General features: G+C 70.8%; 28 protein-coding genes and 1 pseudogene. 10 read left to right on the top strand and 19 right to left on the bottom strand.

All coding sequences use genetic code 11. The annotated features are described in order from the left end of the window. Positions 1 to 11: 11 nt before the first annotated feature. Positions 12 to 1,052 (bottom strand): iron-siderophore ABC transporter substrate-binding protein, encoded by a 1,041-nt coding sequence (locus tag BA062_RS03800; RefSeq protein WP_110334615.1) that lies wholly within the window; start codon positions 1,050 to 1,052, stop codon positions 12 to 14. Positions 1,053 to 1,078: 26 nt separating this feature from the next. Beyond that, positions 1,079 to 2,416: a lysine N(6)-hydroxylase/L-ornithine N(5)-oxygenase family protein gene (locus tag BA062_RS03795; protein ID WP_110334614.1), complete on the bottom strand. Its 1,338-nt coding sequence runs from the start codon at positions 2,414 to 2,416 to the stop codon at positions 1,079 to 1,081. A 168-nt stretch (positions 2,417 to 2,584) separates the two neighbouring features. Here BA062_RS03795 and BA062_RS03790 point away from each other — a divergent pair, with 168 nt between their 5' ends. Next, positions 2,585 to 3,526: a methionyl-tRNA formyltransferase gene (locus BA062_RS03790; protein ID WP_110334613.1), complete on the top strand. Its 942-nt coding sequence runs from the start codon at positions 2,585 to 2,587 to the stop codon at positions 3,524 to 3,526. Between the two features lie 67 nt (positions 3,527 to 3,593). Further along, entirely contained in the window at positions 3,594 to 4,139 is a 546-nt protein-coding gene (locus tag BA062_RS03785) for a nuclear transport factor 2 family protein (RefSeq protein ID WP_110334612.1), read from the top strand. A 9-nt stretch (positions 4,140 to 4,148) separates the two neighbouring features. Here the strand turns inward: BA062_RS03785 and BA062_RS03780 are convergent, their stop codons facing one another. Next, positions 4,149 to 4,583: a VOC family protein gene (locus BA062_RS03780; RefSeq protein ID WP_110334611.1), complete on the bottom strand. Its 435-nt coding sequence runs from the start codon at positions 4,581 to 4,583 to the stop codon at positions 4,149 to 4,151. A 9-nt stretch (positions 4,584 to 4,592) separates the two neighbouring features. Further along, positions 4,593 to 5,078: pseudogene (locus tag BA062_RS03775) on the bottom strand (LuxR C-terminal-related transcriptional regulator); the annotation flags it as partial. On the opposite strand from BA062_RS03775, the gene BA062_RS03770 reads away from it, so the two are divergent. Continuing rightward, positions 5,031 to 5,210 carry a DUF6223 family protein gene (locus tag BA062_RS03770; RefSeq protein WP_110334610.1) on the top strand — a complete coding sequence of 60 codons (180 nt, stop codon included), beginning with the start codon at positions 5,031 to 5,033 and terminating at the stop codon, positions 5,208 to 5,210. The pseudogene BA062_RS03775 and the gene BA062_RS03770 overlap by 48 nt on opposite strands. A gap of 107 nt (positions 5,211 to 5,317) precedes the next feature. On the opposite strand, the gene BA062_RS03765 is transcribed toward BA062_RS03770, so the two are convergent. From BA062_RS03765 to BA062_RS03740, 6 genes are all read right to left on the bottom strand, one after another. Next, positions 5,318 to 6,316, bottom strand: a complete 999-nt coding sequence (locus BA062_RS03765) for an NADP-dependent oxidoreductase (RefSeq protein ID WP_110334609.1) — start codon at positions 6,314 to 6,316, stop codon at positions 5,318 to 5,320. Continuing rightward, positions 6,313 to 6,759, bottom strand: a complete 447-nt coding sequence (locus tag BA062_RS03760; protein WP_110334608.1) for an SRPBCC family protein — start codon at positions 6,757 to 6,759, stop codon at positions 6,313 to 6,315. Before BA062_RS03760 ends, BA062_RS03765 begins: the two co-directional genes overlap by 4 nt. Before the next feature lie 17 nt (positions 6,760 to 6,776). Next, the gene (locus BA062_RS03755; RefSeq protein WP_110334607.1) at positions 6,777 to 7,316 is read right to left on the bottom strand and encodes a YbaK/EbsC family protein; all 540 of its coding nucleotides are present in this window, start codon (positions 7,314 to 7,316) and stop codon (positions 6,777 to 6,779) included. Between the two features lie 28 nt (positions 7,317 to 7,344). Next, positions 7,345 to 7,641, bottom strand: coding sequence for a DUF2516 family protein (locus BA062_RS03750; RefSeq protein ID WP_110334606.1), 297 nt, complete (start codon positions 7,639 to 7,641; stop codon positions 7,345 to 7,347). Positions 7,642 to 7,722: 81 nt separating this feature from the next. Beyond that, complete coding sequence (locus tag BA062_RS03745; RefSeq protein WP_110334605.1) at positions 7,723 to 8,406, bottom strand: hypothetical protein; 684 nt, start codon at positions 8,404 to 8,406, stop codon at positions 7,723 to 7,725. 5 nt (positions 8,407 to 8,411) lie between these two features. Next, positions 8,412 to 8,852 carry a helix-turn-helix domain-containing protein gene (locus tag BA062_RS03740; RefSeq protein WP_110334604.1) on the bottom strand — a complete coding sequence of 147 codons (441 nt, stop codon included), beginning with the start codon at positions 8,850 to 8,852 and terminating at the stop codon, positions 8,412 to 8,414. Positions 8,853 to 8,959: 107 nt separating this feature from the next. On the opposite strand from BA062_RS03740, the gene tgmC reads away from it, so the two are divergent. Next, complete coding sequence (gene tgmC / locus BA062_RS03735) at positions 8,960 to 10,099, top strand: ATP-grasp peptide maturase system methyltransferase (RefSeq protein WP_110334603.1); 1,140 nt, start codon at positions 8,960 to 8,962, stop codon at positions 10,097 to 10,099. Here the strand turns inward: tgmC and BA062_RS03730 are convergent. From BA062_RS03730 to BA062_RS03720, 3 genes are read right to left on the bottom strand one after another with little or no spacing between them, the layout of a single operon-like run. After that, entirely contained in the window at positions 10,038 to 10,703 is a 666-nt protein-coding gene (locus tag BA062_RS03730; RefSeq protein ID WP_110334602.1) for an AAA family ATPase, read from the bottom strand. The two genes, tgmC and BA062_RS03730, sit on opposite strands and share 62 nt — an antisense overlap. A 10-nt stretch (positions 10,704 to 10,713) precedes the next feature. Then, positions 10,714 to 11,115, bottom strand: a complete 402-nt coding sequence (locus tag BA062_RS03725; protein WP_110334601.1) for a TFIIB-type zinc ribbon-containing protein — start codon at positions 11,113 to 11,115, stop codon at positions 10,714 to 10,716. Continuing rightward, on the bottom strand, positions 11,108 to 12,031 hold the full coding sequence (locus BA062_RS03720; RefSeq protein ID WP_110334600.1) for a LysR family transcriptional regulator: 924 nt from the start codon (positions 12,029 to 12,031) through the stop codon (positions 11,108 to 11,110). Before BA062_RS03720 ends, BA062_RS03725 begins: the two co-directional genes overlap by 8 nt. A gap of 71 nt (positions 12,032 to 12,102) precedes the next feature. Here BA062_RS03720 and BA062_RS03715 point away from each other — a divergent pair, with 71 nt between their 5' ends. Together BA062_RS03715 and BA062_RS03710 are read left to right on the top strand one after the other, a co-directional pair. After that, positions 12,103 to 13,203: a M24 family metallopeptidase gene (locus BA062_RS03715; RefSeq protein WP_146239998.1), complete on the top strand. Its 1,101-nt coding sequence runs from the start codon at positions 12,103 to 12,105 to the stop codon at positions 13,201 to 13,203. 2 nt (positions 13,204 to 13,205) lie between these two features. Beyond that, positions 13,206 to 14,390, top strand: coding sequence for a mandelate racemase/muconate lactonizing enzyme family protein (locus tag BA062_RS03710; protein WP_110334598.1), 1,185 nt, complete (start codon positions 13,206 to 13,208; stop codon positions 14,388 to 14,390). 28 nt (positions 14,391 to 14,418) lie between these two features. Here BA062_RS03710 and BA062_RS03705 read toward each other — a convergent pair whose 3' ends face one another. After that, positions 14,419 to 14,790 (bottom strand): VOC family protein, encoded by a 372-nt coding sequence (locus BA062_RS03705; RefSeq protein ID WP_110334597.1) that lies wholly within the window; start codon positions 14,788 to 14,790, stop codon positions 14,419 to 14,421. An 82-nt stretch (positions 14,791 to 14,872) separates the two neighbouring features. On the opposite strand from BA062_RS03705, the gene BA062_RS03700 reads away from it, so the two are divergent. Continuing rightward, positions 14,873 to 15,358, top strand: coding sequence for a CGNR zinc finger domain-containing protein (locus BA062_RS03700; protein ID WP_110334596.1), 486 nt, complete (start codon positions 14,873 to 14,875; stop codon positions 15,356 to 15,358). A gap of 55 nt (positions 15,359 to 15,413) precedes the next feature. On the opposite strand, the gene BA062_RS03695 is transcribed toward BA062_RS03700, so the two are convergent. Beyond that, the gene (locus BA062_RS03695; protein WP_110334595.1) at positions 15,414 to 16,130 is read right to left on the bottom strand and encodes a 5-formyltetrahydrofolate cyclo-ligase; all 717 of its coding nucleotides are present in this window, start codon (positions 16,128 to 16,130) and stop codon (positions 15,414 to 15,416) included. A gap of 4 nt (positions 16,131 to 16,134) precedes the next feature. Beyond that, positions 16,135 to 17,424, bottom strand: coding sequence for a DUF445 domain-containing protein (locus tag BA062_RS03690; RefSeq protein WP_110334594.1), 1,290 nt, complete (start codon positions 17,422 to 17,424; stop codon positions 16,135 to 16,137). Positions 17,425 to 17,453: 29 nt separating this feature from the next. On the opposite strand from BA062_RS03690, the gene BA062_RS03685 reads away from it, so the two are divergent. Further along, the gene (locus BA062_RS03685; protein WP_110334593.1) at positions 17,454 to 18,656 is read left to right on the top strand and encodes a pyridoxal phosphate-dependent aminotransferase; all 1,203 of its coding nucleotides are present in this window, start codon (positions 17,454 to 17,456) and stop codon (positions 18,654 to 18,656) included. A gap of 115 nt (positions 18,657 to 18,771) precedes the next feature. After that, positions 18,772 to 19,881: a hypothetical protein gene (locus BA062_RS03680; protein WP_110334592.1), complete on the top strand. Its 1,110-nt coding sequence runs from the start codon at positions 18,772 to 18,774 to the stop codon at positions 19,879 to 19,881. 560 nt (positions 19,882 to 20,441) lie between these two features. Here BA062_RS03680 and yczR read toward each other — a convergent pair. Then, the gene (yczR, locus tag BA062_RS03675; protein ID WP_210406752.1) at positions 20,442 to 21,896 is read right to left on the bottom strand and encodes a MocR-like transcription factor YczR; all 1,455 of its coding nucleotides are present in this window, start codon (positions 21,894 to 21,896) and stop codon (positions 20,442 to 20,444) included. Positions 21,897 to 21,948: 52 nt separating this feature from the next. Between yczR and yczE the strand changes: the two genes are divergently transcribed. Beyond that, the gene (gene yczE, locus BA062_RS03670; RefSeq protein ID WP_110335009.1) at positions 21,949 to 22,590 is read left to right on the top strand and encodes a membrane protein YczE; all 642 of its coding nucleotides are present in this window, start codon (positions 21,949 to 21,951) and stop codon (positions 22,588 to 22,590) included. Here yczE and BA062_RS03665 read toward each other — a convergent pair. Next, positions 22,585 to 23,118 (bottom strand): Clp protease N-terminal domain-containing protein, encoded by a 534-nt coding sequence (locus BA062_RS03665; RefSeq protein WP_110334590.1) that lies wholly within the window; start codon positions 23,116 to 23,118, stop codon positions 22,585 to 22,587. The two genes, yczE and BA062_RS03665, sit on opposite strands and share 6 nt — an antisense overlap. Continuing rightward, a complete protein-coding gene (locus tag BA062_RS03660; RefSeq protein WP_110334589.1) occupies positions 23,118 to 23,327 on the bottom strand; it encodes a helix-turn-helix domain-containing protein in 210 nt (69 codons plus the stop codon). Before BA062_RS03660 ends, BA062_RS03665 begins: the two co-directional genes overlap by 1 nt. Positions 23,328 to 23,373 lie beyond the last annotated feature (46 nt).

The following is a 23,373-nucleotide window of genomic DNA, read 5'->3' as shown; positions in this document are numbered from 1 at the left end:
ACGCCTTTCGACTACGAGTCGGCGGTCAGCCGAGGCACCATCTGGTCGATGGCGTACGGGATCGACAACACGGTGTTGAACGAGAACGCGGCACCGATGTCCGGGTTCTCGTAGGGCACGAACAGGTCGCGACCCTCCTGGTGCACCTTCAGCTTCTGGTACAGCGGCTCCGCCTTGATGCGGTTGTTCGCGTCCTCGCTGGAGGTGACCCACACGAGCCGGTCGGTGTCGAGCACGGTGAGCCGCTCGGAGCTGAACTCGGCGGCGTTCATGCCCTGCTCCGCCATCTGGTCGATCTCGGGCTTGAGCTTGAAGCCCAGCTCCCTGAAGAAGATCGCCTTCGGGTCGGTGCTCGTGAACGCGGAGTAGGTGCCCGCCTGGAAGCTGTCGGCGACGGCGACCGTCTGCTGCGCGAACTCCGGGTGCTGCTCACGGACCTCGGCGTAGCGCTGATCCATCTGCTCGATCAGCTGGTTCATCTTGTCTTCCTGACCGAGCGCCTTGCCGATCGGGCGGGCCATGTCCTGCCACGGCGCCGCGTAGTCGGGGTACTGCTTCGGCTGCGCGACCACGGGGGCCAGCTGGGACAGCGTGTCGTACTGCTGCTTGGTCATGCCCGAGTACTGGGCGATGATCACGTCGGGCTTGAGGTTGGCGACCGCTTCCATGTTGTAGCTGTCACGCTCGCCGACGATCGTGGGTTTCGTGTCGCCCCACAGGTCCTTCGTCCACGGCCACTTGCCGTAGGGCCGCTCCTTGAACCAGTCGACCACGCCGACCGGCTTGACGCCCAGCGCGAGCACGGCGTCCTGATCGGACAGTCCGAGCGTCACCACGCGCTCGGGCTTCTCGGTGATCTCCGTCTTGCCGTACTTGTGCTCGATGGTCACCGGGAACGCGCCGCTCTTGGCCGCGGGCGACGAGTCACCGGCGTTGCCGGAGTCGTCGCCGGAGCTGCCACAACCGGCCAGCACCACACCCAGCACCAGCGCCAGCAACGCCGCCGGCAGGCGCACCCGCGCCTTCGCGGGCCTGAGGGAAATGGGGGACATCGGGGCTACCTTCCTGTTTTCCTTCCTCACGCGGACCGTGGTCCGCTCACCGCGTACTCCGCGGCAGGCTTGTCGGTTCCCCCAGTGGCGCGCCCGCCGACGATCGAGCGAAGGATGTCGCCCGACCGCACGGCGTTGTTGGACAGCAGCGACGACGTGATGCCGTGCGTGTGCTCGGTTCCGCCGCCCTGCAGGTAGATCCCGCCCCTGAGCTCGGGCGCGGTGGCGAGCCGGTAGTCGCGCTCGACCCTCGGCCTGCCCTCCTCGTCGCGGCGGCAGTACCCGGCGAGATCGCCGAGCAGTGCCGAGACGTCACCGGAGCGGTAACCCGTCGAGTAGACGACGATGTCCGCGTCCAGCACGGTCTTCTCGCCGGAGGTGAGCGACTCGATCGTCGCGCGCACGCCGTGTTCGTGCTCCACGATCTCGACGGGGCGCGACACGTTGAACATGCGCAGCCGCTCGGTGCCGAGCACCTTCTCGCGGTACAGCCGCCGGTAGAGGTCGTCGATGAGGTCGAGATCGACCACGGAGTAGTTGGTGTTGGCGTGGTAGCCCATGATGCGCTGCTTGACCTCGTCCGGCGCCGCGTAGAACTCGTCGACGGACTCGGGGTCGAAGATGCGGTTGGCGAACGCGCTGTCGTCGGACGGGCTGTAGCCGAAGCGGGAGAACACCGAGCAGACCTCGGCCTTCGGGAACCGCTCGTGCAGGAACGCCGTCACCTCTGCCGCGCTCTGCCCCGCGCCCACGACGACGAACCGGGACGCCTCGTCGACGTCGCCGATCCGGTGCAGCAGCTGGCTGTTGTGCCAGATGCGCTCCGACGCCTCGACGCCCTCTGGCAGGTACGGCCGAAGTCCGGTCGCCAGCACGAGGTTGCGCGCGCGGTAGACCTCACCGTCGCCTGCCACCACGTCGAAGTAGGCCACGTCGCCGCCGTCGTAGACCGGTCGCACGGCGACCACCTCGTGCGCGTACGAGACCATGTCGTCGACCCGCGCCGCCGCCCACTCGAAGTAGTCGTGGAACTCGATCCGCAGCGGGAAGAGGTTCTTGTGGTTGACGAAATCGATCAGCCTGCCCTGTGCGTGCAGGTACGACAGGAAGCTGAACTCGCTGGCCGGGTTGCGCAGGGTGACCAGGTCCTTGAGGAAGGACACCTGCATGGTGGCGTCCTCGATGAGCATTCCGCGGTGCCAGCCGAATCGTTCCTGCCGTTCCAGGAAGTGAGCGGTGACCGGGTTGGTGGTGCCCGCGTTGTGCTCGGCCACCGCGATCGCCAGCGCCAGGTTGGACGGTCCGAAACCCACTCCTACCAGGTCGTAGACCGGTGTTCCCTCCTGCAGCTCTGCCTGTGACATACCTGTCCCATCGCCGATTTCCAGCCAGACGGAGGCAACCCTAACCTAACTTAGGTGGACCTCAGTTAGTCTTTTCGAGGGTGATCCTCATCCCCCGCTCAGCCCTTGCGGTGTTAGGCAAGCCTTGCTTCACTGAGGCCGTTTGCCGTCGAGAACACGGAGGGGCCGATGCGGGTCGTCATGTTCGGTTACCAGACGTGGGGCCACCGGACCCTGCGGGCGTTGCTGGACTCGGAGCACGAGGTGGCACTGGTTGTCACGCATCCGAAGTCAGACCACGCGTACGAACGGATCTGGGCCGACTCCGTCGCCGACCTGGCCACCGAGCACGGGGTCGAGGTGGTGCTGGCGAACCGGCCCGACGACGCGCTCACCGCGAGGCTGCGCGAGGTCCAGCCCGACCTCATCGTCGCCAACAACTGGCGCACCTGGATCCCGCCGGAGATCTTCACGCTGCCCACGCACGGCACGCTGAACGTGCACGACTCGCTGTTGCCGGCCTACGCGGGCTTCTCGCCGCTGATCTGGGCGCTCATCAACGGCGAGCGGGAGGTCGGCGTCACCGCCCACATGATGGACGGCGAACTCGACGCGGGCCCGATCGTGCTCCAGAAGTCCGTGGAGGTCGGCCCGCGTGACACCGCGACGGACCTCTTCCACAAGACCGTCGACCTCATCGAACCCGTTGTGTCCGAATCGCTCGCGTTCATCGCGGCGGGGCGCACCGATTGGACGCCGCAGGATCGCACGAAGGCGAGCTTCTTCCACAAACGGTCTCTTGAGGACAGTCGCATCGACTGGACGTGGCCTGCCGCCGACATCGAGCGGCTCGTGCGCGCGCAGTCGGACCCGTACCCCAATGCGTTCACCTTCTACAAGGGCGAGCGGATCCGGGTACTGGAGGCGTCGGTGTCGCAGGGCCGCTACGGCGGCACGCCCGGGCGCGTGTTCATCCCCGAGGGCAAGGGCGTGGTCATCGTCGCGGGTGCCGACGCGCGCTTCGGCCGCAATCACGGTCTCGCGATCGAGCGCGTGCGGACCGACGACGGCGCCGAGTACGCGGCCACGGAGTTCTTCACGAAGATGGGCGGCTACCTCACGTCACACTGAGAGCCCCCTCAGCCTGGCGTTGACGTTGTCAACCACGCATGGCTAGCGTGGTTGACAACGTCAACTCATGCTGAAGGGCCTCACCGTGCGCAGAACCAAGCGACTCCTCGTGCTGCTCCTCGCCCTCGCCGCCACGCTGTCACTGGGCACGGCGGCCACGGCCGGTGGACGGGGTGAGCTCGACCAACCGCGGGAACGGCTCACCGAACGGCGCACGCAGGAGTTCCTGCACGCGCTGGAACGCGAGGACGTCGCCGCGCTGACCGCGATGGTGACCGCCGACGTCACGCTCACGCACCCGATCACCTTCTCCGGCAACCAGGAACCCGACGGCGCCTACGTCGGCAGGGCGCAGGTCGCCGGCTACTTCCAGCAGGTGGCGGACACGATGGGCCGCATCGAGTTCACCGGCGAGCGGATCAGCGTGATGGCAGGCGGCGAGACGTCGATCGTGGAGGCCAAGGGCGACTTCCTCACCGCCGACGGCCGCCCGTACCGCAACGTCTACCTCTTCCGCCTCGACTGGGAACGCGGCCGCATCGCCGACGTCGCCGAGTACGGCAACCCGATCACCTACTGCCAGACGTTCCCCGTGGCGCCCGTCTGCGGTTAACCCGCCCGCTCAGTCGAGACAGAACTCGTTGCCCTCGACGTCCTGCATCACGATGCACGACTCCTCCTCGCCGTCTGCGGGCAGCAGTCGCACGCGCACCGCGCCGAGCGCGACCAGCCGTGCGCATTCGGCCTCGAGTGTCGCGAGGCGCTCCTCACCGACGAGCCCGGTGCCGACCCGCACGTCGAGGTGCACGCGGTTCTTGACGACCTTGCCCTCGGGAACGCGCTGGAAGTACAGCCGTGGACCGGCACCGGAGGGATCGACGCAGGCGAACGCCGAACTCTGGCGCTCTGGCGGCAGCGAGCGATTGAACTCGGCCCAGCTTGCGAACCCCTCCGGAGGAGGCGGCACGACGTACCCGAGCACCTCGCACCAGAAACGCGCGACGCGCTCGGGATCCGCGCAGTCGAACGTGACTTGGAACTGCCTGATCGACGACATCGGCCCACCTTATTCACCACTGCGGGCCTCGCGTGGGGCCACCAGGCCGGATTCGTAGGCCAGCACCACGAGCTGCGCGCGGTCTCGCGCATGGAGCTTGGTCATCGCCCTGTTGACGTGGGTCTTCGCGGTCACCGGGCTGATCACCATGCGCTCGGCGATCTCGTCGTTCGACAGTCCCTGCGCGACAAGGGCGACGGCCTCGCGTTCGCGGTTGGTCAGCTCGTTCAGCGCCGTGTCCGTGCCGGTGCTCGGCGGCTGGCTGACGAACCGGTCGATCAGCCTGCGCGTGATCGACGGGGCGAGCAGGGCGTCACCGCGCGCCGCGACCCGCACGGCGTGCAGGAAGTCCTCCGGCCGGATGTCCTTGACCAGGAATCCGGCCGCGCCGGCGCGCAGCGCGTTGAAGACGTACTCGTCCAGGCCGTAGTTGGTCAGGATCACCACGTGCACCTCGGCGAGCGCCCGATCCGCGGCGATGCGCCGGGTCGCCTGGCGGTCGCCGACGGTGGTCTCGGCACCGGCAACGGGGTGGCCGGTGGCGCTCTGGCGCTGGTCGCCGGGCTGGTCGCCGCGGTGCTCGGCGGGCTGGTCCTCGCCCGTTCCCGCCGCGCCCCCGTGCAGTGAAGGCCACCTTCGCTGCGTCGGATCAACATAGCGGCGCGCAGCGCCTCCGTCTGGGCGGTGGGGGGAGACGGGCGGGCGCAGGCATGGTGGCCTTCACTGCGGATTCGCTAGACGCGGACGAGCATCTTGCCGGTGTTGGCTCCGGCGAGGAGGTCGAGGAACGCCTGCGGGGCGTTGCGGACGCCGTCGACGACGGTCTCCGAGTACTTCAGCCTGCCGTCCGCGACCAGCGGGGCGACCTCGGCGACGAACTCCTGGCGCAGGTGCTGGTGATCACCCACCAGCATGCCGCGCATGGTGAACCGCTTCGCGATGATCTGTGAGAGGTTGCGCGGCGCCGGGGTCGGTTCGGTCGCGTTGTACTGGGAGATCATCCCGCACACCACGATCCGGCCGTGCAGGTTCAGCGAGTCGATCGCGGCTTCGAGGTGCTCGCCGCCGACGTTGTCGAAGTAGACGTCGATGCCGTCGGGCGCGGCCTTCGCGAGCTGCTCGGTCACGGGCGCGTCCTTGTAGTTGAACGCCGCGTCGAAGCCGAGCTCATCGGTCAGCCAGCGCACCTTCTCGGCCGTGCCCGCGCTGCCGATCACCCGTTTGGAACCCCTGAACTTCGCGAGCTGACCCGCCACGGAGCCCACCGCACCGGCGGCACCCGAGACGAACACGGTGTCGCCCTCACGCAGGTGGGCAACGTCGAACAGGCCCGCGTACGCCGTGAGCCCGGTCAGCCCGAGCACGCCGAGGTACGCCGGAACCGGTGCGGCCCCGGGTTCGATCTTCGTCGCGTGCTTCGGGTCGAGCACGGCGTGGGTGCGCCAGCCGAGACCGTGCAGCACCGTGTCGCCGGGCGCGAAGCCGTCCACATCGGACTTCACAACCTCGCCGATCGCGCCGCCGTGCATCACCTTGCCGACCTCGTACGGGGCGGCGTAGGACTTGGCCGAGCTCATCCGCCCGCGCATGTACGGGTCGACCGACAGCCACGTGTTGCGCACCAGCAGCTGCCCCGGCCCCGGCGTGGGCACGTCGACGTCGACGAGGTCGAAGTTCTCCAGCGTCGGCGTCCCGTGCGGGCGCGACGCGAGCCTGATCTCCAGTGCGCTCATGAAGTCTGCCGCACCTCCCGGTCGAGGTTGGCGAGCACCGAGTCGTAGATGCGCTTGAGACCGCCTGGCGCGAAGGTCTTCTCGAAGAAGCCGCCGATGCCGCCCGCACCCTCCCACGTGGTCTCGATCCGCACGAGGCTGCGCGGGCCGGCCTCCCGCACGGTCCACGTGGTGACCATGCTCGAGTTGGCGTCGGTCTCGACGAGCGTGCCCGGCTCCGGCTCGCTGACGGTGGCGGCGACGTCGCGCACGCGCTTGGACGTGGCCTGCAGCTTCCACTTCGCGGTGGTGCCCGCGCCGGAGCCGCCCTCGGTGACCTCGTAGTCGCGGTACTGCTCGGGGAGGATCTTCGGCCTGGTTTCGGAGTAGTCGGCGATGAGCTGGCGCACCTTGTCGGCCGGCGCGTCGATCGTGCGCTCCGCGGTCGCCGTGACCTTGCCCATGAATGTCCTTTCTCGGATCAGTTGGCGAGTCCCTCGATCACCTCGGCGCCGGGCAGCGAGGCCAGCAGCGCGCCGGTGACCAGGAGCTTGCTTCCTCGGATGCCGCTGCCGATCACCAGCTCGGGCGAATCGGCGACGGCCTTGTCCACCAGGATCGGCCAACCCTCCGGCAGCCCGATCGGGGTGATGCCGCCGTACTCCATCCCGGTGAGCTCGGTGGCCTCGGCCATCGGCGCGAACGACGCCTTGCGCACGTCGAGCCTGCGCCGGATGACGTTGTTGACGTCGGCGCGGGTGGTGGCCAGCACCAGCGCGGCGGCGTAACGGACCTCCCCGCCCCGCTTGCCTGCCACGACGACGCAGTTGGCGGAGGCCGACAGCGGTGAGGAGTAGGCGGCGCAGAACTCGGCGGTGTCGGCGAGGCCGGGATCGATCTCGGCGAGCCCCACCGGCTCGGAGATCGCGGCGAGTGCCTTGGCGACCGGCTCCGCGACGAGGTCGGTGCGCTGCGCGGCAGGCACCACGTTCAGTGTTCCAGCGATGCTCCAGTTGCTCACGAGGGCAACGGTACTCAGCCTCGCGACGTCACCAGTTCTGGCCGCCGCGCTGTACCTCGATCAGCTTGGGCCGGACGTCGACGAGGTAGACGAGCGAGGCGACGATGCCCGCGAGCCAGAAGATCATCCCGGCGCCGTAGAAGCCGAACAGCAGCATGGCGGCGGTCGACCCGCCGGTGATGGCGAGCCAGACGGGCTTGGTCATGCGGTCGGCCGCGGTGTAGGCGTCCGATCTCTGCACGAGGGCATGGGCGAACGCGACCAGGCCTGCCAAGGTCCCGGCCCAGTCGATGACCCAGACGATCCATAGCGCGAGGAGCGGCACCCCACCAGCCTACGTCAGTGGCTCAAGACGGCCAGGGCCCCGGCACCCACCTGACGGGTGCCGGGGCCCTGCGACGTGCGGTTACTTGCTGTTGTTCTTGGGAGCGGTGCTCCCGTTGGCCGGCTTCTTGGCAGCCGTGCCAGTGGTGCGGCGGGTGGTCGCCGTGCGCGGCGTGGCCTTGGTGGTGGTCTTCGGCGACGCGGGCGAGGCCTCCTCGATCTTGTCGGCGACGTCGCTGCTCACCTGCTCGACCTTGACGGCGGCGTCCTCGACCTTGATCGCGGCCTCCTCACCGGCCTCGCGGGTGCGGCCGGTCACGCGGGTGAGGACCTCGTCGACGCGCTCGCGCACGTCGTGGGACAGCTCGTCGACCCGGCCCTGCGCGGTGTGCAGGACCTCCTCCAGCTGCTCCACGTTCTTCTTGACCTGCGGCTGCGCGAGGAACTTCTCCCACGTCTGCTCACCGGACTCGGCGAGCTTGTGGTACAGCTTCAGCGCGGCCTCGGTGTACTCGTCGAGCAGCTTGCGCAGCTCAGCCGGGTCGAGGCGCTCGCGCAGCGTCTCCACGTCGGAGGGCAGCTCCTCGATGTTGCGGCGCGCGACCTCGCTGCTCTCGCTCACGCGCTCCCTGGCCTTGCCCACCGCGTCGGTGACGGCCTGGCCGGCGAGCTGACCTGCGCCCAGCGCGGCCAGCAGCGAGGTCTTGACCTGCTCGAAAGCGGTGTTGAGGACCTTGCGGACGTCCTCGGAACCGGTGTTCGCCATCGTGCTCACTCCTTGAGTTCGGGTTCGGTCTCGGTCTCGGCTTGCTCGGTTGCGTTCTGGCTGTTCTGCCGTCGGAACGACTCGTACACGTCGAGCAGCACCTGCTTCTGTCGCTCGGACAGCTCGGTGTCGGCGCGGATCGCGTCCGGCACCGGCCCTCCCGTCGGCAGGTCGAGAATCCCCGCCTGCACGTAGAGCGCCTCCGCCGAGATTCGCAACCCCTTGGCGATCTGCTGCAGGATCTCCGCGCTCGGCTTGCGGACCCCGCGTTCGATCTGGCTCAGGTACGGGTTGGAAACGCCCGCCAGTTTCGACAGCTGCCGCAGGGAGATCTTGGCGGTGTTGCGCTGCTGGCGGATGTAGGCGCCGATGTCGCGGCCGAGATCGGCCACCTTGTCGATCGGTCCTGTCGCACCGTTGCCATCCACCGGTGGTTCTTCGGTCAAGCTCCGTGCCACCTCCTCGCGACACCACCAATGGTACGCGCGAGTGCTAACTATTGCAAGCACTCTGCTTGCAGCCACTCGATCGTCGGAAGCACTACCCTTGGTGGATGAGCTCCGCGGCTCGAGAGCGAAGACGCCTCGCGGAACGGCTCCGCCGCGATGGCGCACTGACCGATCCCTGGTGGATCGAGGCTTTCCGCCGCGTGCCCCGGCACGTGTTCCTCCCCCGGTTCTTCGTCCCGAAGGGTCCGCACTGGGCCGCGCTCGACAGCGACGACCCCGGCTGGCTCAGCACCGTCTACTCCGACAGCGTGCTCGTGACCCAGCTCGACGACGACCCCGAACGCTGGGCGCTCGCCCGCCGCGAGGGCCCGGTGGCAGGCACGCCGACGTCATCGTCGAGCATGCCCGCGATCATGGCCGTGATGCTGGAGGAGCTGCGCGTGCGCGACGGCGACCGGGTGCTCGAGATCGGCACGGGCACCGGCTACAACGCGGCGCTGCTGTGCCACCGCCTCGGCGACGCGAACGTATCCACAGTGGACATCGACCCGAGCCTGTCGCTCGCCGCGAAGGCCGCGCTCGCCGCGATCGGCTACACGCCGGAGTGCGAGGTGGCCGACGGCGAGAAGGGGTTCGAACCGGGCGCGCCCTACGACCGCGTGCTGTGCACGTGTTCCGTCTCGCACATCCCGCCCGCGTGGCTGGAACAGACCCGGCCGGGCGGACTGGTGCTCACCACGCTCAACCGGCCGATCGGCGCGGGACTCGTCCGCCTCGTCGCCGGAGAGGGCGCGACCGGTGACGGTGAGGTGCTCGCCCGCGATGGCCGCTTCATGCCCATGCGCGCCCACCGGCTCGCCGACACCACCGCGGTTCTGCGGCACCGCGGTCCCCCGGCCGCGAAGGGCACGACGGCGCTGTCGGTGAACGACGTGCTCGATCCGGCGAGCCCGTTCGAGTTCTTCGCGAGCCTCGAACTGCCCGGCGTCACGGCGGCATTCGACCCGGGCGGAGGGGACACGTGCTTCCTCGTCCACCCCGATGGCTCGTGGGCGGGCCACCGCACCCTGAACGACGAGTTCCTGGTGGAGCAGGGCGGCGAGCGAAAACTCTGGGACCTCGTCGAGCACGCCTACGCCCGCTGGCAGGAGCTGGGCCGCCCCGCGCGCGAAGCGTTCCGGATCAGCGTGGCAGGGCAGCGCCAGGAGATCCGCTTCGGCGAGCAGAGCTGGCCCCTCGCCTGACCCACGCGACGGCGTGGTCCACGGCAGCCTCCAGCGGGGCGTCGGTGGTGTCGAAGAGCTCAACCGGAGGGGACATCGTCGCCGCCTCGGCCCGCAGCCAGTCGTTGAACTCCAGCATCTCGGCGATGCGCGGCTCGTCCCACTCCCGCCACGCCGGCCGCGCCCGCAGCCGCGCGGCAAGCACCCCGGGCTCGGCCACGAGCGCGAGGTAGTGGATACCGGAGAAGAACACCCGCTCCGGCAACGGTTCGAACTCGGGCGGCACCACCGTGCCGCACAGCACGACGGGGCGCCCGTTCTGGTGGATCATCGCGGCCATCCGCAACCACGTGGAGCGGAACAGCGGATGCCCGTCGACGTCGTCGCGCAGGCCGCCCGTCCACAGCACGTCCTGTTCCAGCACCACGGCCTCACCCGCGAGGCGCCGGGCGAGTTCGGGTCCCACGGTCGACTTGCCACCGCCGCTGGGACCGGTCAGCGCGAACAGGGGCAGCCGGTGGAAGTCCCAGCGGTGCTCGCACCGCAGGCACACCAGCCGCCCCTGTTCCACGGCCGGAACGTCGGCGCGGTCGCCGCATTCCGGGCAGATCTTCAGGTCGAGCAAGGTCGGATGATCAGCCGAAGAGGTTCTCGATGAAGCTGCGCTTGCGGTGCCCGCGGCCGTAACCGTGCCCGCCGTAGGGGCGCGGTGAGTCGCGGTAGCCGCCGTGCCCGCCGTGACCCCCGTACGGGCGCGGGGAGTCCTGGTAGTGGCCACCGCCGTGGCCACGGTAACCACGGGGTGAGTCGGCGTAGTGCTTCGTCGGCCCGTGGCCGCCGGAGCCCTGGTACGGCGGCGGCGCACCAGCGGGCCCGCCGTAGTAGGCGTTCTCCGCGCTGATGATCTGCTCCAGCTCACCGCGATCGAGGAAGATGCCGCGGCAGCCGTTGCACTGCTCGATGTGGATGCCGCCCTTGTCGACCGTCGTCATGTGGTTCTGGCACTTGGGACAAATCACGTATGACAGGTTACGCATATCCGCCCGCCTCGGCGGCGATCTCGCGCAGAGCGGCGAGCACGGCGGCGACGGGCGGATTCCGCGCGCTGCCCGCCCTGACCGCCGCCGAGACCGTCCGCTCCACGCTCGGCTCGCTGACCTCGCGCAACACGACGTCGGCCGACAGCGACTCGAATGCCAGCCTCGGCACGAGCGACACCCCGAGCCCGGCCTCGACGAGCGCGAAGATCACGGTGTAGTCGGAGCTGGTGAAGTCGAGCCTCGGCACGAACCCGGCCACGCCGCACGCCCGGCGCATCAGCTCGTGCAGGTCGTCGTCACGGTCGGCGGCGATCCACGGCTCGTCGGCGAGCCGGGCCAGCGGAAGCGGTCCCTCGCCGTCGTCCAGTCCCGCGGGCAGCGCCGCGAGCAGCGGCTCCCGCAACAGCGGCACGGTCTCGACGCCGGGGTCGCGCGGTTTCGGCAGGAGGCTGTAGCCGTAGACGAGTGCGAGGTCGACGTGGCCCGCCTTGACGGCGGCGACGGCCTCCGGCATCGGCAGCTCCGTGAGCCGCACCCGCAGGTCGGGATGCTCGGCGCGGCAACGTGCGATCGCACCGGGCACGAGCGCGCGGGCCGCGGTGGGAAACGCCGCCAACCGCAGCACACCGCTCACACTCGCGGCGAGTTCGGCCACCCCGGCCCTCGCCGCCTCCAGCCCGGCCAGGATGTCCTCGGTGTGCTCGACGAGCACGCGCGCGGCCTCGGTGAGCACGAGCGTGCGGCCGTCGCGGACGAGCAGCCTGCTGCCGACCTCGCGTTCCAGCAGGGAGAGCTGCTGCGACACCGCCGACGGCGTCAGCGAGCAGGCGCGGGCGGTCGCGGCGATCGTGCCGTGCCGCGAGAGCTCCCGCAGCAGCCGGAGCCTGCGCACGTCGTAAAGCTCTGCGGGCATGTAGAAAAGCTAACGCCAACCCCGAGAAATCGTCACTGGTTCTTACGCCGCCGCGCTCGCATCCTGACCTCGTGATCCCCGAATCCCGAGTCGCCTCGCTGCGGGCGCGAATGGCGGAGCACGGCCTCGACGCCGTCGCACTCGCCAGCCCGGAGCTGATCTACTACCTGACCGGCCTTGACCACCACGGCTACTTCGCGTTCACGCTCCTGGTGGTGCCGAGGGACGGCGACCTCGCGCTCGTGACGCGCGAGATGGAGCGCCCGACCGTGCGCGCCCAGGTGCCGCAGTGCCGCCACGTGACCTTCGGCGACGGCACCGACCCCGCGTCCGCGGTGGCGGGCGCCCTCGCGGACGTCCCCGCCGGCGGGCGGATCGCCACCGAGGACGCGGCGATGTTCTTCCCACCCGCCATCCACGCCAGGGCCCGGCTCGCGCTGCCGGGGCGGCGATGGTCCGACGCGACGCCGCTGCTCACGGGCGCGATGGCGGTGAAGACGGCCGACGAGGTGGCATTCGTGCGCGCGGCCGCCGCGATCTCCGACGCCGCGATGGCCGCCGGGATCGCGAGCGCCCGCGAGGGCACCGCGGAGCACGGCGTGGCCGCCGCCGTGCATCACGCGCTCTACTCCACCGGGGGGCAACAGCCGGGGTTCGTGCCCATGATCCGTCCACTGTGGATGCTGGAGCAGGAGCACGTGTCGTGGGGGCCACGAACGCTCACGCGTGGAACGGGCCTGTTCCTCGAGCTGTCGGGCTGCGTCCGGCGCTACCACGCGCCGCTGAGCCGCACCGTCTACGTCGGCGAACCGCCCGAGGGCGCCACGGACGCGCACGCGGCCGCGCACGCCGGACTGGAAGCGGCCCGCTCGGCGCTGCGGCCGGGCGCGCGCACCGGCGACGTGTACGCCGCCTGGCACGCGGCGGCGGGCGTGACCGTGCCGCGGCACCACTGCGGCTACCTCGTCGGCATCGGGTTCCCGCCGAGCTGGGTCGGCGGCGGCGAGGTGCTCGGCATCCGCCCCGGAGGCGACACCCGCGTACTGGCCGGCATGACCTTCCACCTCATGTCGTGGGTACCCGGCCACGTCGTCTCCGACACCGTGTTCGTGACCCCGGAGCGCACCGAGTTCCTGACCCGGACCTCCCGCGACCTCACGGTGGTGAGCTGACCATGCGCATCACGGCGATCCGCGCGACCCCGGTGGCCGTGCCGTACCGAGCCGAGGAGGTCTGGGCGTTCGGCAGGCGGCGTGGCCAGGTGAGCGTGCTCATCGAGGTGGAGACCGACGAGGGCGTGACGGGGCTCGGCGAGGCCGCCGCGTACCCGTCGGCGGACATCGTGCTCGCGGTGCTGCGGAGCATCGAGCCGCTCGTACTCGGCGAGGACCCGTTCGCGGTGGAACGGCTGGTGCGCAGGATCGAGCTGGTGGGCACGTGGCACCACGTCAAGGCCACGAGTCCGGCGATCGCGGCGGTGGAGATGGCGTGCTGGGACATCGCGGGCAAGGTGTGCGGGCAGCCGCTGGTGAACCTGCTCGGCGGACGATTCCGCGACCGCGTCGACTGCTTCTACTACGTCGCGCGCGGCGAGCCCGAGCAGGTGGCCGCCGAGGCGAGGCTCGCGGTGAAGTCCGGTTTCTCCACGTGTTACCTCAAGGTGGGCTCCGACGATCCGCGCGCCGACGTCGAACGCGTGGAGGCGCTGCGCGACGGCGCGGGGCCGGATGCCCGGCTACGGGTGGACGCCAACGAGGCGTGGGCGCCGGGCACGGCCGTGCGCGTGATCGGCGAGCTCGCCCGGTTCGGACTCGAGCTCGTGGAGCAGCCCGTGTCGGGACGCGACCTGGCGGAGATGGCCTACGTGCGCGGCCGCATCGACGTGCCACTGCTGGCCAACGAGGCGAGCTGGACGCGTTTCGACCAGCTGGCGGTGATCAGGGCGGGCGCGGCCGACGCGCTGTCGGTGGACAACCAGCTCGACGGCGGGCTGCTGAACCTCAAGCGCTCGGCCGGGATCGCCGAGGCGGCCGGGCTCCCGGTGGTCAAGCACAGCCTCGGCGAGCTGGGCGTGGCGCTGGCGGCAGCCGTGCACGCGATCGCGGCGACGCCCAACTTCACCTACGCCAACCAGGCGTACGGCGCGCTGCTGGCCGACGACGTGACGGTGGGCTTCGGCGGCGGGATCGACGCCTACGACCAGGGCTGCGTCCCGGTGCCGACCGGGCCTGGCCTCGGCGTGACCCTCGACGCGGAGCGGGTCGCCCGCTACGCCGAGCTGTACCGCGAGGAAGGCGCGGCGTTCACCTTCTCGGATCCCGCCGCCCTGACCCGCTCGCACGCGTTGCCCAAGTTCTGACCAACGCTCCCCAAGGGAAGTTGGGCCGTCAGCAGGCGCAGAGGCAGAAGGGGTGGCCGACCGGGTCGGCGTAGACGCGGAAGGTCTCCGGCTTGTCGTCGAGCAGGCGGGCACCGATCCCCAGCACCCGGTCGTGCTCGGCGTCGATGTCGGGCACGTCGAAGTCGAGGTGCAGCATCTGCGCGCGCTCGTTGGACGGCCACGTCGGCGGCAGGTACTCGGGATCCCGCTGGAAACAGATGTCGGCGCCGCCATCGGGGTTCACGAGCGTCACCCAGTGGTCGCCCGGCTTGTTCTCGTCGTGGATCTTCCAGCCGAGCAGCTCACCGTAGAAACCCGCCAGCCCGTACGGGTCCGGGCAGTCGAGCGCCACGCAGCCGAACTTGACACCTGCACTCATCGCTACCTCCTGATAACTCGTCAACGCAGTATGGTGGTTACGCACGCGCCGAGGCAACCACCGTCGGCCATACACTGGTGACGTGCCCCCCGATGTTTCCCTCGTGCTCGGCTTCCTGAACACCGTCGACGTCGAGCAGGACACCGACGTGCTGCGGACGGAGCCGGACTGGCAGGCGTGGGCGCGTGAACGGGGCCTTCGCGCCGACGCGCTCGCCGACGCGGTGCGGGCCAGGGACGCCCTCCGCGCCTCCGTCGGCGACCCGGACGCCGCATCCGGGGAGGTCGGCGCACCGGTGGAGGTCACGCTGACGGCGGAGGGACCGCGGCTGGCGGCCTCATCGGCCCTGGGTGCCGTGTTCGCCGCGGCGGCACGCCTTGCCGTACGAGGCGAATGGGACCGCGTGAAGATCTGCCCGGCCGACGACTGCCGGTGGGCGTTCTACGACCGGTCACGCAACCGTTCGCGCACGTGGTGCTCGATGAAGGTCTGCGGTAACCGCCAGAAGGCGAGGACCTTCCGGGAACGCTCCACAGAGCGAGGAGCCTGTGGACAACTCGGTGGATAACTTCCCCAACTGTGGATAACCTCCCCCAGCCGGGTGTCCTCGGGCGGGTGACCCACTAAGGCCGGCGGGCCGCCAGCGCGGGGATCGCCGCGATCTTCTCCTCGGGCAGGTGGTCCCACAGGATCCCGGTGCTCCGCTTCTTCCCCGGCACCCTGATCACCTCGTCCGGCGTCACGACCACGTCCACGCGGAAGTCGTGGTCGGTCTCCGGCAGCGGCTCGTCGAGAACCTGCCGCGAGTGCACCGTCGTGGCGATCACCGTGTCGTCGTCCACCAGACCGGCCTCGACGAGCAGCCCGAACTCGATGTCGGAGAACCCGCCGCCCTTGCCGACGCGCGCGCCCTCGCGGTTGACGGCGACCGTCCCGCACACCACGAGATCCACGCGCCGCATCTCGGGCACCGACACCGACCGGCCCAGCCGCAAAGCCCGGTCCTTCGCCGCCGCCCTGCGGGGCCGCTCCTCCACCTTCACCGGGTCCAGCAGCACGAACGGCCGCGCGGCGGTCAGCTTCGGCACCGCCATGTAGAGCAGCTTGCCCGCCGCCAGCGCCCGCGACCGCACCGGCAGCTGCGGGCCGTCCGGATTCGCCTTCACGACCGAGGCCGCCTCCCACTCGGGCAGGCCGGCGAGCGCGGCGGCGGCTTCCTCGGCGCCCGCGAAGTTCGGGATCCGGCCGCGCGCGCCCGGGAACCGCGCGAGCCTCTCCCGCTCCAGCAGTTCCCACACCCGCTGCCGGATGTCCTGCTTCGCGGACTCGACCTCGCCCATGACGTCAGAAGAGCACCTGGGCGACCGTGTAGATCACCAGGCCGGCCAGCGCGCCGACCACCGTGCCGTTGATGCGGATGAACTGCAGGTCGCGACCCACCTGGAGCTCGACCTTGCGCGACGTCTCGTCGGCGTCCCAGCGCTCCACCGTGTCGGTGATGATCGTGGTGATCTCCTTGGAGTAGTGGGTCACCACGTAGGCCGCGGCACCCTCCACCCAGCCGTCGACCTTGCCCGCGAGCGCCGGGTCGGACTGCAGCCGGGTACCCAGCGTGAGCAGCCCCTCCCGGACGCGCCTTCGCAGCTCGCTCGACGGGTCCTCGGCCGCCGTGAGCAGCATGTCCTTGGCCGTCGACCACGCGGAGCCGATCAGCTTCTGCACCTCGGGGTGCTGGATCAGCTGCTGCTTGACCTGCTCGGCCCGCGCCATCGTCTCGGGGTCCTTCTGCAGGTCCTGCGCGAACTCGCCGAGGAACTTGTCGAGCGCCAGCCGCATCGGGTGGTTGACGTCGGTCTTGACCGCCCACGCGAACGCCAGCACCTCGCCGTAGACCTTGTCGGCGAGCATCTCGTCGACGAACTTCGGCGACCACGACGGCGCGCGGTCCGACACGACGCGCAGCACGGTGGCGTGGTTGGTGCGAACCCACTCGTACGCGCGGTCGCACATGAGGTCAACGAGCCGGTAGTGGGCGCCGTCGGTGAGCACCTGCTCCAGCAGCTTGCCCAGCGGCGGGCCCCAGTCGCGGTCGACGACCCTGCGCACCACCGCCTGCTCCAGCACGGCCTGCACGTCGTCGTCACGCAGGATGGTCACCGCGCCGCGCACGATGTTGGACAGCTCGGCGGTGGCACGGTCGGCGTTCTCGGGCTTGGCGAGCCACTCGCCGGTCCTGCGCGCGATCTCGACGCGGCGCAGCTTGTCGCGCACCACGGTCTCGGAGAGGAAGTTCGAACCGACGAAGTCGCCGAGGCTGCTGCCGAGGACGTCCTTCTTGTTCGGGATGATCGCCGTGTGCGGGATCTTGATCCCGAGCGGGTGGCGGAACAGCGCCGTCACGGCGAACCAGTCGGCCAGCGCACCCACCATGCCCGCCTCGGCCGCGGCACGCACGTAGCCGACCCACGGACCCCACCCTGCCGACTGTGCCCAGCTCGCGAGCAGGAAAAGCACCGTCGCGCCGAGCAGGAACGACAGCGCGACCAGCTTCATCCTGCGCAGACCGCGCCGCTTGCTCTCGTCGCGCGCCAGCCCGCCTGGTGGTTGGGCCGGCGCCAACCTCGGTTGCTCCACACCCTCATTGTCCGTGAGGATGAGCGATCGTGCGTGAACCAGTACTCGTCCCCCGCCTGCAGCCGTTCACCTCGACCATCTTCGCCGAGATGACGGCGCTGGCCGTGCGGACCGGCGCGGTCAACCTGGGGCAGGGCTTCCCCGACACCGACGGCCCCTCGGGCATGCTCGACGCGGCGAGGGACGCGCTGTTCGGCGGCGCCAACCAGTACCCGCCCGGCCCCGGCCGTCCGGAGCTGCGCGCGGCCATCGCGGCGCACCGGGCCCGCTACGGCACCCACTACGACCCCGACACCGAGATCCTCGTCACGGCCGGTGCCACGGAGGCCATCGCGGCGAGCCTGCTCGCGCTGACCGAGCCCGGCGACGAGGTGATCGTCATCGAGCCGTACTACGACTCCTACGCCGCCTCGGTCGCGATGGCGGGCGCCACCAGGCGGGTCGTGTCTCTGGTGTCCGCGGAGGGGCGGTTCGCACTCGATCCAGGGGCGCTGCGCGCCGCCGTCACGCCCGCGACCCGCGCGATCCTCGTCAACTCGCCGCACAACCCCACCGGCACCGTGTTCACTCGCGCGGAACTGTCCGCGATCGCCGAGGTGTGCGTGGAGCACGACCTCGTCGCCATCACCGACGAGGTGTACGAGCACCTCGTGTTCGACGACAACGAGCACGTTCCGCTGGCGACGTTGCCCGGCATGCGCGAGCGCACGGTGTCGATCTCCAGCGCGGGCAAGACCTTCAACTGCACCGGCTGGAAGATCGGCTGGGTGTGCGCGACGCCGGAGCTGGTCGCCGCGGTGAAGGCCACCAAGCAGTTCCTCACGTTCGTCTCCGGCGGCCCGCTGCAGCCCGCCGTCGCCTACGCGCTCGAACAGGAGCTGGGCTGGGTGGAGGACCTGTGCACCGCACTCGCCGCGAAGCGTGACCGGCTCACGAAGGGCCTGGCCGAGGCCGGTTTCGCGGTGTGGCCGAGCGCGGGCACGTACTTCGTGTGCGCCGACGTGCGGCCGCTCGGCTTCACCGACGCGGCCGAGCTGGCCTGGCAACTCCCGGAACGAGTGGGGGTCGCCGCGGTGCCCGTCAAGGTGTTCACCGACCACCCGGAAGGGTGGAATCACGTGCTCCGCTTCGCGTTCTGTAAGCGTGACGAGGTGCTCGATGAGGCGATCGAACGACTCCACGGGCTGGCAATGATTGGGCCGTCCGGGGTGGATCGAACGCGCACGAGGTGAAACACTCCCCACCGATGCTAGAAATAGCAGTCCCGGCCTAGGCACGGCCTGGTCAGACGGGTTCAGGAAGATCAACTGGCAGACGGCGGTGGTTCCGGTGAGGAGATTGGGTGGCGTGCGCGCACCTGAGCTCCTCTCGGCTGCCCTGCTTCGGATGCTGATCGTCGTGGGCGTCGCCGCCGGGGGCTGGCTGCTCGCCGCCCTGCTGTCCTCCGCCGCGCTGGCGAGCACCGACGAGCCCGGTGACCACGGAAGCGGTGTGGCAGGCACGGTCGCGGAGGAGGAACCGGCCGACGTTGCCGAGCCGGTGCTGCCCGAGGAGGCCGCCGAACCCGCCGTCCAGCACGCGGCCATCGCGGACGCCCCGGAGGAGGAGGCCGCTCCCGAGCCGGTCGAGCAGGCTCCCGAGCCCGTCGAGGCGCCGGCGCCCGCACCGGAGCCGGAGCCGACGCAGCAGTCCGCGCCGCTCGCCGCGCAGGTCGAGCCGCCCGCGCCGGTGGTTCCCGAGCAGCAGACCAACACCCCCAAGGCGCCCGTCGGCGGGCTCCTCGGCACGGTCAACCACCTCGTCGGCACCGTCACCACCACGGTGCACAACACGGTCGGCACCGTGACCCAGACGGTGCACACCACCGTCAACGGCCTCACCGGCACCATCAACGGCACACTGGAGGGCGTCGCCCCGATCGTCGACGTGCCCACGCTGCCCGAGCTCGGCGTCACGCTGCCCGGGGTCGACCTCGAGCTGCCCTCGGCGCCCGAGGCGGGCAGCGGCGACGGCGGCGTCGCGGTGCCCACCGAGCCGGTTCCCGCGACCGTGCCGGCCGGGCCCGCCCCGGTGCGCACGCCCGCGCAGGACCGGCCAGCGACCGTGACCCCGCAGCCGGCCGTGCAGTCCGACGGCACGCGCCTGGCGGGCACGCCGGTCCCGTGGTCGCCGGAGTCGGACGCCGCCGATGCCGCCGATGCCGCCGAGGCCGGTGGCGGCGGCGCGCCCGGCGGAGGCGGCCCCGTGAGCCCGCTGCCCGCGGCCCCGGTCAGCTTCGCGGGCAGCACCTGCAGCATCGCCGCCCCTCAGGACAACAGCACCGCGGGCCGCTCGGTCCACGGCATCCTGAGCTGGGCGCCCACCCTGACCCAGCTCCGGCTCATCGGAGCCAGCCGCGATCACGACGCCGACGGCGCAGGCAGGGAAGCCGCCCTGCCCACCACCACCCCGGACTGACCCTGCCCCGGTAAGCCGGGAGCAGTGCGTCCAAACCAAGATCAACTTCTGGGCGCTCGCCGTTCACCGGTCATGACGGCGTTTCCGATGCAGTCGTTTGCCCAGGGGTACTTCCGTGCATTCAAGTCTTCCCGCTCGACCGACCGCGCCCGGTCGTGACGGGGCCTGGTCCCGGCGTCGCTCTGCCCCTGCGACGTCGGGACCCCATCGGGAGCAGCGTCGGGCGTTCCTGTTCACCGCGCCGAACAGGAACAGCCGCCCGATGCGCTCCTGAGCCGAGCGGCCCACCCGGCATGGCGAGGGGCGATGCCGGGCAGGGCCCTCGGCGCCCGTGCCCCAACAGGGCACGGCTGGAGCCGGTGCGCTGGATGATCGACCGTCCCGCATCCCTGGAGTGACGGCACCCCCCACATCCAGCGCACCGGCTCTTTTTTCGCCCCACCGCACACCGCAGCCCCACTGCCCGACTGCAGTGAAGGCCACCTTGCCTGCGTTGAACGCAGTGAAGGTGGCCTTCACTGCGGTTGGTGCCACCGCGGTTGGCCCCACTGCCACCGGGGTCAGGTCACCGCACCGGCCGGGGTCTCGATCGCGGGCGCCGCCGAGAGCACGGAGGCAGCCGCGACGCCGAGCCTGCGCACCGCCTCGCGCAGCCGCTCGGGCGGAAGCGAGAACGGCAGCCGCAGCCAGCGTTCGAGCCCGCCGTGCACGCCGAACCGGGAACCCTCCGCCACGAGCACCCCGTGGTTGGCGGCGGCCACGCTCAGCCGTGTGCTCATCGGCTCCGGCAGCCTGCACCACAGCGACAGTCCACCGTCCGGCACGCGGCACGTCCATTCCGGACAGTGCTCCCGCACCGCGGCCACGAGCGCGTCGCGCATCCCTCGGACCTCGGTTCTGCGGGCGGCCAGCACGGGTTCCGGATCGGCGAGCAGCTCCGCGAGGGCGAGCTGATCCAGCACCGGCGAGCCGAGGTCGAGCGTGCACCGGGCGGCGGCGAGCCGGTCGATCAGGTCCTCCTGCGCCCTGATCCAACCGAGCCGCAGCCCGCCCCAGTAGGACTTCGCCGCCGAGCCGACGGTGATCGCCCAATCGCGCGTGAACGCGGCGAGCGGCGGCACCGGCTCCACGCCGTCGCGCAGGTCGAGCTCCGCGATGGTCTCGTCGACGACGGCGGGCGTCCTCGCCCTGGCGAGTGCGACCCCGAGCCGCTCGCGGTCCTCCGCGCCGAGCAGGTGACCCGTCGGGTTCTGGAAGTCGACGGTGAGGCAGGCGAGCCGGGGCGCGGCCTGGCGTAGCGCGGCGTCGATGCCGGGCACGTCCCAGCCGTCGTGCGGGTCGACGGCCACGGGCACCGACAGCGCGTGCGCGGCGCGGATGGCCCCCACCGTGTTCGGGTAGCAGGGCTGCTCGACGAGCACGCGGTCGCCGGGGCCGACGAGCGCGCGCAGGACCAGCGAGAGCGCGTGCTGCGCACCGTTGGTGATCAGCACCTGGTCCGGGCTCGTCGGCAGGCCACGCGCGGTGTAGCGGTCCGCGATCCGCTCGCGCAGCGCCGGCATGCCACGCACGTGGTAGCCGTGGTCGAGCAGTTCCGCCGCGAACGCCCCGCGCACGGCGTCGAGTGCGGGCAGGAGCGCGGGCACGGCGGGCGGCGACGCGTGCGTGAGGTCGATGAGGTCGAGCCGGTCGGCGGGAGCGGGCCGCAGGCCACGGCCGCCCTGCGGGAACGTGATCCACGAGCCTGCGCCCTGCCTGCTCGCGACGAGGCCGCTCTCACGAAGCCGGTCGAGCGCGCCGCCGACGAGGGTCCGGCTGACGCCGAGGGCGTCGGCCAGCTCCCGCTCCGCGGGCAACCGCGTGCCGACCGGGAGGCGTCCGTCGAGCACCTGCAGCTCGATGGCGGAGGCCAGGTCGGCGGCGCCGCGCCGGGAACCGCTCTGGCGCCAATCGCCGAGCGTCGTGGCCAACCGACTGCCCGATATGCGTCCACCTAGTGGGAACTGACCGTTCATCAGTCCAATTGTTGCGGATTGGCTATGGCCATACCAGCCATTGGTCACAGATATTGGATTTGTGGCTCAGCTAGAACAGATCGACCTCCGTCCCGTCCCCGTCACCGCCAGCCCCACCCGCAGGCTCAGCCAGCTGCTGCTCGGCCTCGCGCTCTACGGCACGAGCATGGCGCTGATGACAAGGGCGGGACTTGGCCTGAACCCGTGGGACGTGCTGCACGAGGGCGTGGTGAACCGGACCGGGCTGACGTTCGGCACGGTCACCGCGCTGGCGGCGGGGGTCGTGCTGCTGCTGTGGATCCCACTGAAGCAGCGGCCCGGCATCGGCACCGTCGCGAACGTGGTCGTCATCGCCATCACGGTCGACCTGGCCCGGCTGGTACTGCCCGACCAGCACGCGCTGGGCTGGCAGGTCACGTTCCTGCTCAGCGGCATCGTCCTCAACGGACTCGCGACGGCGGTGTACGTCGGCGCGCGACTCGGCCCAGGGCCGCGCGACGGGCTCATGACCGGCCTCGCGGCGCGAACGGGCCGTTCGGTGCGCCTGGTCCGCACCCTGATCGAGCTCACCGTTCTCGGCGTCGGCTTCCTGCTCGGCGGCACGGTCGGCCTCGGCACGGTGCTCTACGCGCTGGCCATCGGCCCGCTGGCGCAGCTGTTCCTGCCCTACGTCGTGTGGCGCACGCGGTCATGAGGCCGCGCGCAGCGCGTTCCTGATCGCATCAGGGGAGAGGCCCTGCCCGGCGAGCACGTCCGCCGCCGGGCCGGGCACCACCGCCAGCGCCAGCAGGATGTGCTCGCCGCGGATCGCGTTGCCCCGCAACATGACCACCTCGCGCAGGGTCCGCTCCAGCACGCGCTTGGCGCTGTCGGAGAACGGGATGTGCCCGCCCGCTCGCCGCCAGCCGCCCGCAAGCGCACCAGGTCCGTGCTCGCGCTCCACCCGCGACACGATCGCGTCGAGGTCGATGCCGAGCCCGTCCAGCGCGGCGGCGTCGGACTCGCTCAGCCCGCCCCGGCGGCGCACCTGCTGCGCCTGCGCGGCGAGGTCGTCGAGCGCGACCCCGAGCGTGCCGAGCAGCCGGCCCGCCCCGGCGTCGGGGAACCGCGTGAGCGCCACGAGCACGTGCAGCGGGTCGACCTCGGGCGAGCGCAGGGTTTCCGCCTCGCGCACAGCCTCCTTGACCGCGGCGCGGGCGTCTTTCGTGAACCGCTCGAACATCAGCGTCTCCCGTACTTCTTGTGGACGGCCTGCCTGCTGACACCGAGCTCGTCGGCGATGTCCTGCCACGACCAGCCGTGCACGCGCGCGCTGCGCACCTGCACCGCCTCGAGCTGTTCCAGCAGCCTCCGCAGTGCGGCCACGGCGCGCAGGCCGACCCTGGGATCGCGGTCGCCCGCCCTCGCGGCCAGATCGGTTGCCTCGGTCATGCTGTCAATCTAGGTTGACACCCTCGCTGTTGTCAACTCTAGTTGA

The organism is Prauserella flavalba (assembly GCF_003202235.1).
GTDB classification, from domain to species: Bacteria; Actinomycetota; Actinomycetes; order Mycobacteriales; family Pseudonocardiaceae; genus Prauserella_A; species Prauserella_A flavalba.
The sequence above is the reverse complement of the archived record's forward strand: the minus strand, read 5'-3'. Positions and strand labels throughout refer to the sequence as shown.

Excerpts from the sequence above, each read along its gene's own strand:
- BA062_RS03745 (WP_110334605.1), bottom strand. The coding sequence starts at position 8,406 with ATGGCGAACACCGGTTCCGAGGACGTCCGCAAGGTCCTCAACACCGCT.
- tgmC (WP_110334603.1), top strand. The coding sequence starts at position 8,960 with ATGAGCTCCGCGGCTCGAGAGCGAAGACGCCTCGCGGAACGGCTCCGC.
- BA062_RS03790 (WP_110334613.1), top strand. The coding sequence starts at position 2,585 with ATGCGGGTCGTCATGTTCGGTTACCAGACGTGGGGCCACCGGACCCTG.
- BA062_RS03800 (WP_110334615.1), bottom strand. The coding sequence starts at position 1,052 with ATGTCCCCCATTTCCCTCAGGCCCGCGAAGGCGCGGGTGCGCCTGCCG.
- yczR (WP_210406752.1), bottom strand. The coding sequence starts at position 21,896 with ATGAACGGTCAGTTCCCACTAGGTGGACGCATATCGGGCAGTCGGTTG.
- BA062_RS03705 (WP_110334597.1), bottom strand. The coding sequence starts at position 14,790 with ATGAGTGCAGGTGTCAAGTTCGGCTGCGTGGCGCTCGACTGCCCGGAC.
- BA062_RS03795 (WP_110334614.1), bottom strand. The coding sequence starts at position 2,416 with ATGTCACAGGCAGAGCTGCAGGAGGGAACACCGGTCTACGACCTGGTA.
- BA062_RS03780 (WP_110334611.1), bottom strand. The coding sequence starts at position 4,583 with ATGTCGTCGATCAGGCAGTTCCAAGTCACGTTCGACTGCGCGGATCCC.
- BA062_RS03725 (WP_110334601.1), bottom strand. The coding sequence starts at position 11,115 with ATGCGTAACCTGTCATACGTGATTTGTCCCAAGTGCCAGAACCACATG.
- BA062_RS03695 (WP_110334595.1), bottom strand. The coding sequence starts at position 16,130 with ATGGGCGAGGTCGAGTCCGCGAAGCAGGACATCCGGCAGCGGGTGTGG.
- BA062_RS03720 (WP_110334600.1), bottom strand. The coding sequence starts at position 12,031 with ATGCCCGCAGAGCTTTACGACGTGCGCAGGCTCCGGCTGCTGCGGGAG.
- BA062_RS03765 (WP_110334609.1), bottom strand. The coding sequence starts at position 6,316 with ATGAGCGCACTGGAGATCAGGCTCGCGTCGCGCCCGCACGGGACGCCG.
- BA062_RS03785 (WP_110334612.1), top strand. The coding sequence starts at position 3,594 with ATGCTGAAGGGCCTCACCGTGCGCAGAACCAAGCGACTCCTCGTGCTG.
- BA062_RS03660 (WP_110334589.1), bottom strand. The coding sequence starts at position 23,327 with ATGACCGAGGCAACCGATCTGGCCGCGAGGGCGGGCGACCGCGATCCC.
- BA062_RS03760 (WP_110334608.1), bottom strand. The coding sequence starts at position 6,759 with ATGGGCAAGGTCACGGCGACCGCGGAGCGCACGATCGACGCGCCGGCC.
- BA062_RS03710 (WP_110334598.1), top strand. The coding sequence starts at position 13,206 with ATGCGCATCACGGCGATCCGCGCGACCCCGGTGGCCGTGCCGTACCGA.
- BA062_RS03665 (WP_110334590.1), bottom strand. The coding sequence starts at position 23,118 with ATGTTCGAGCGGTTCACGAAAGACGCCCGCGCCGCGGTCAAGGAGGCT.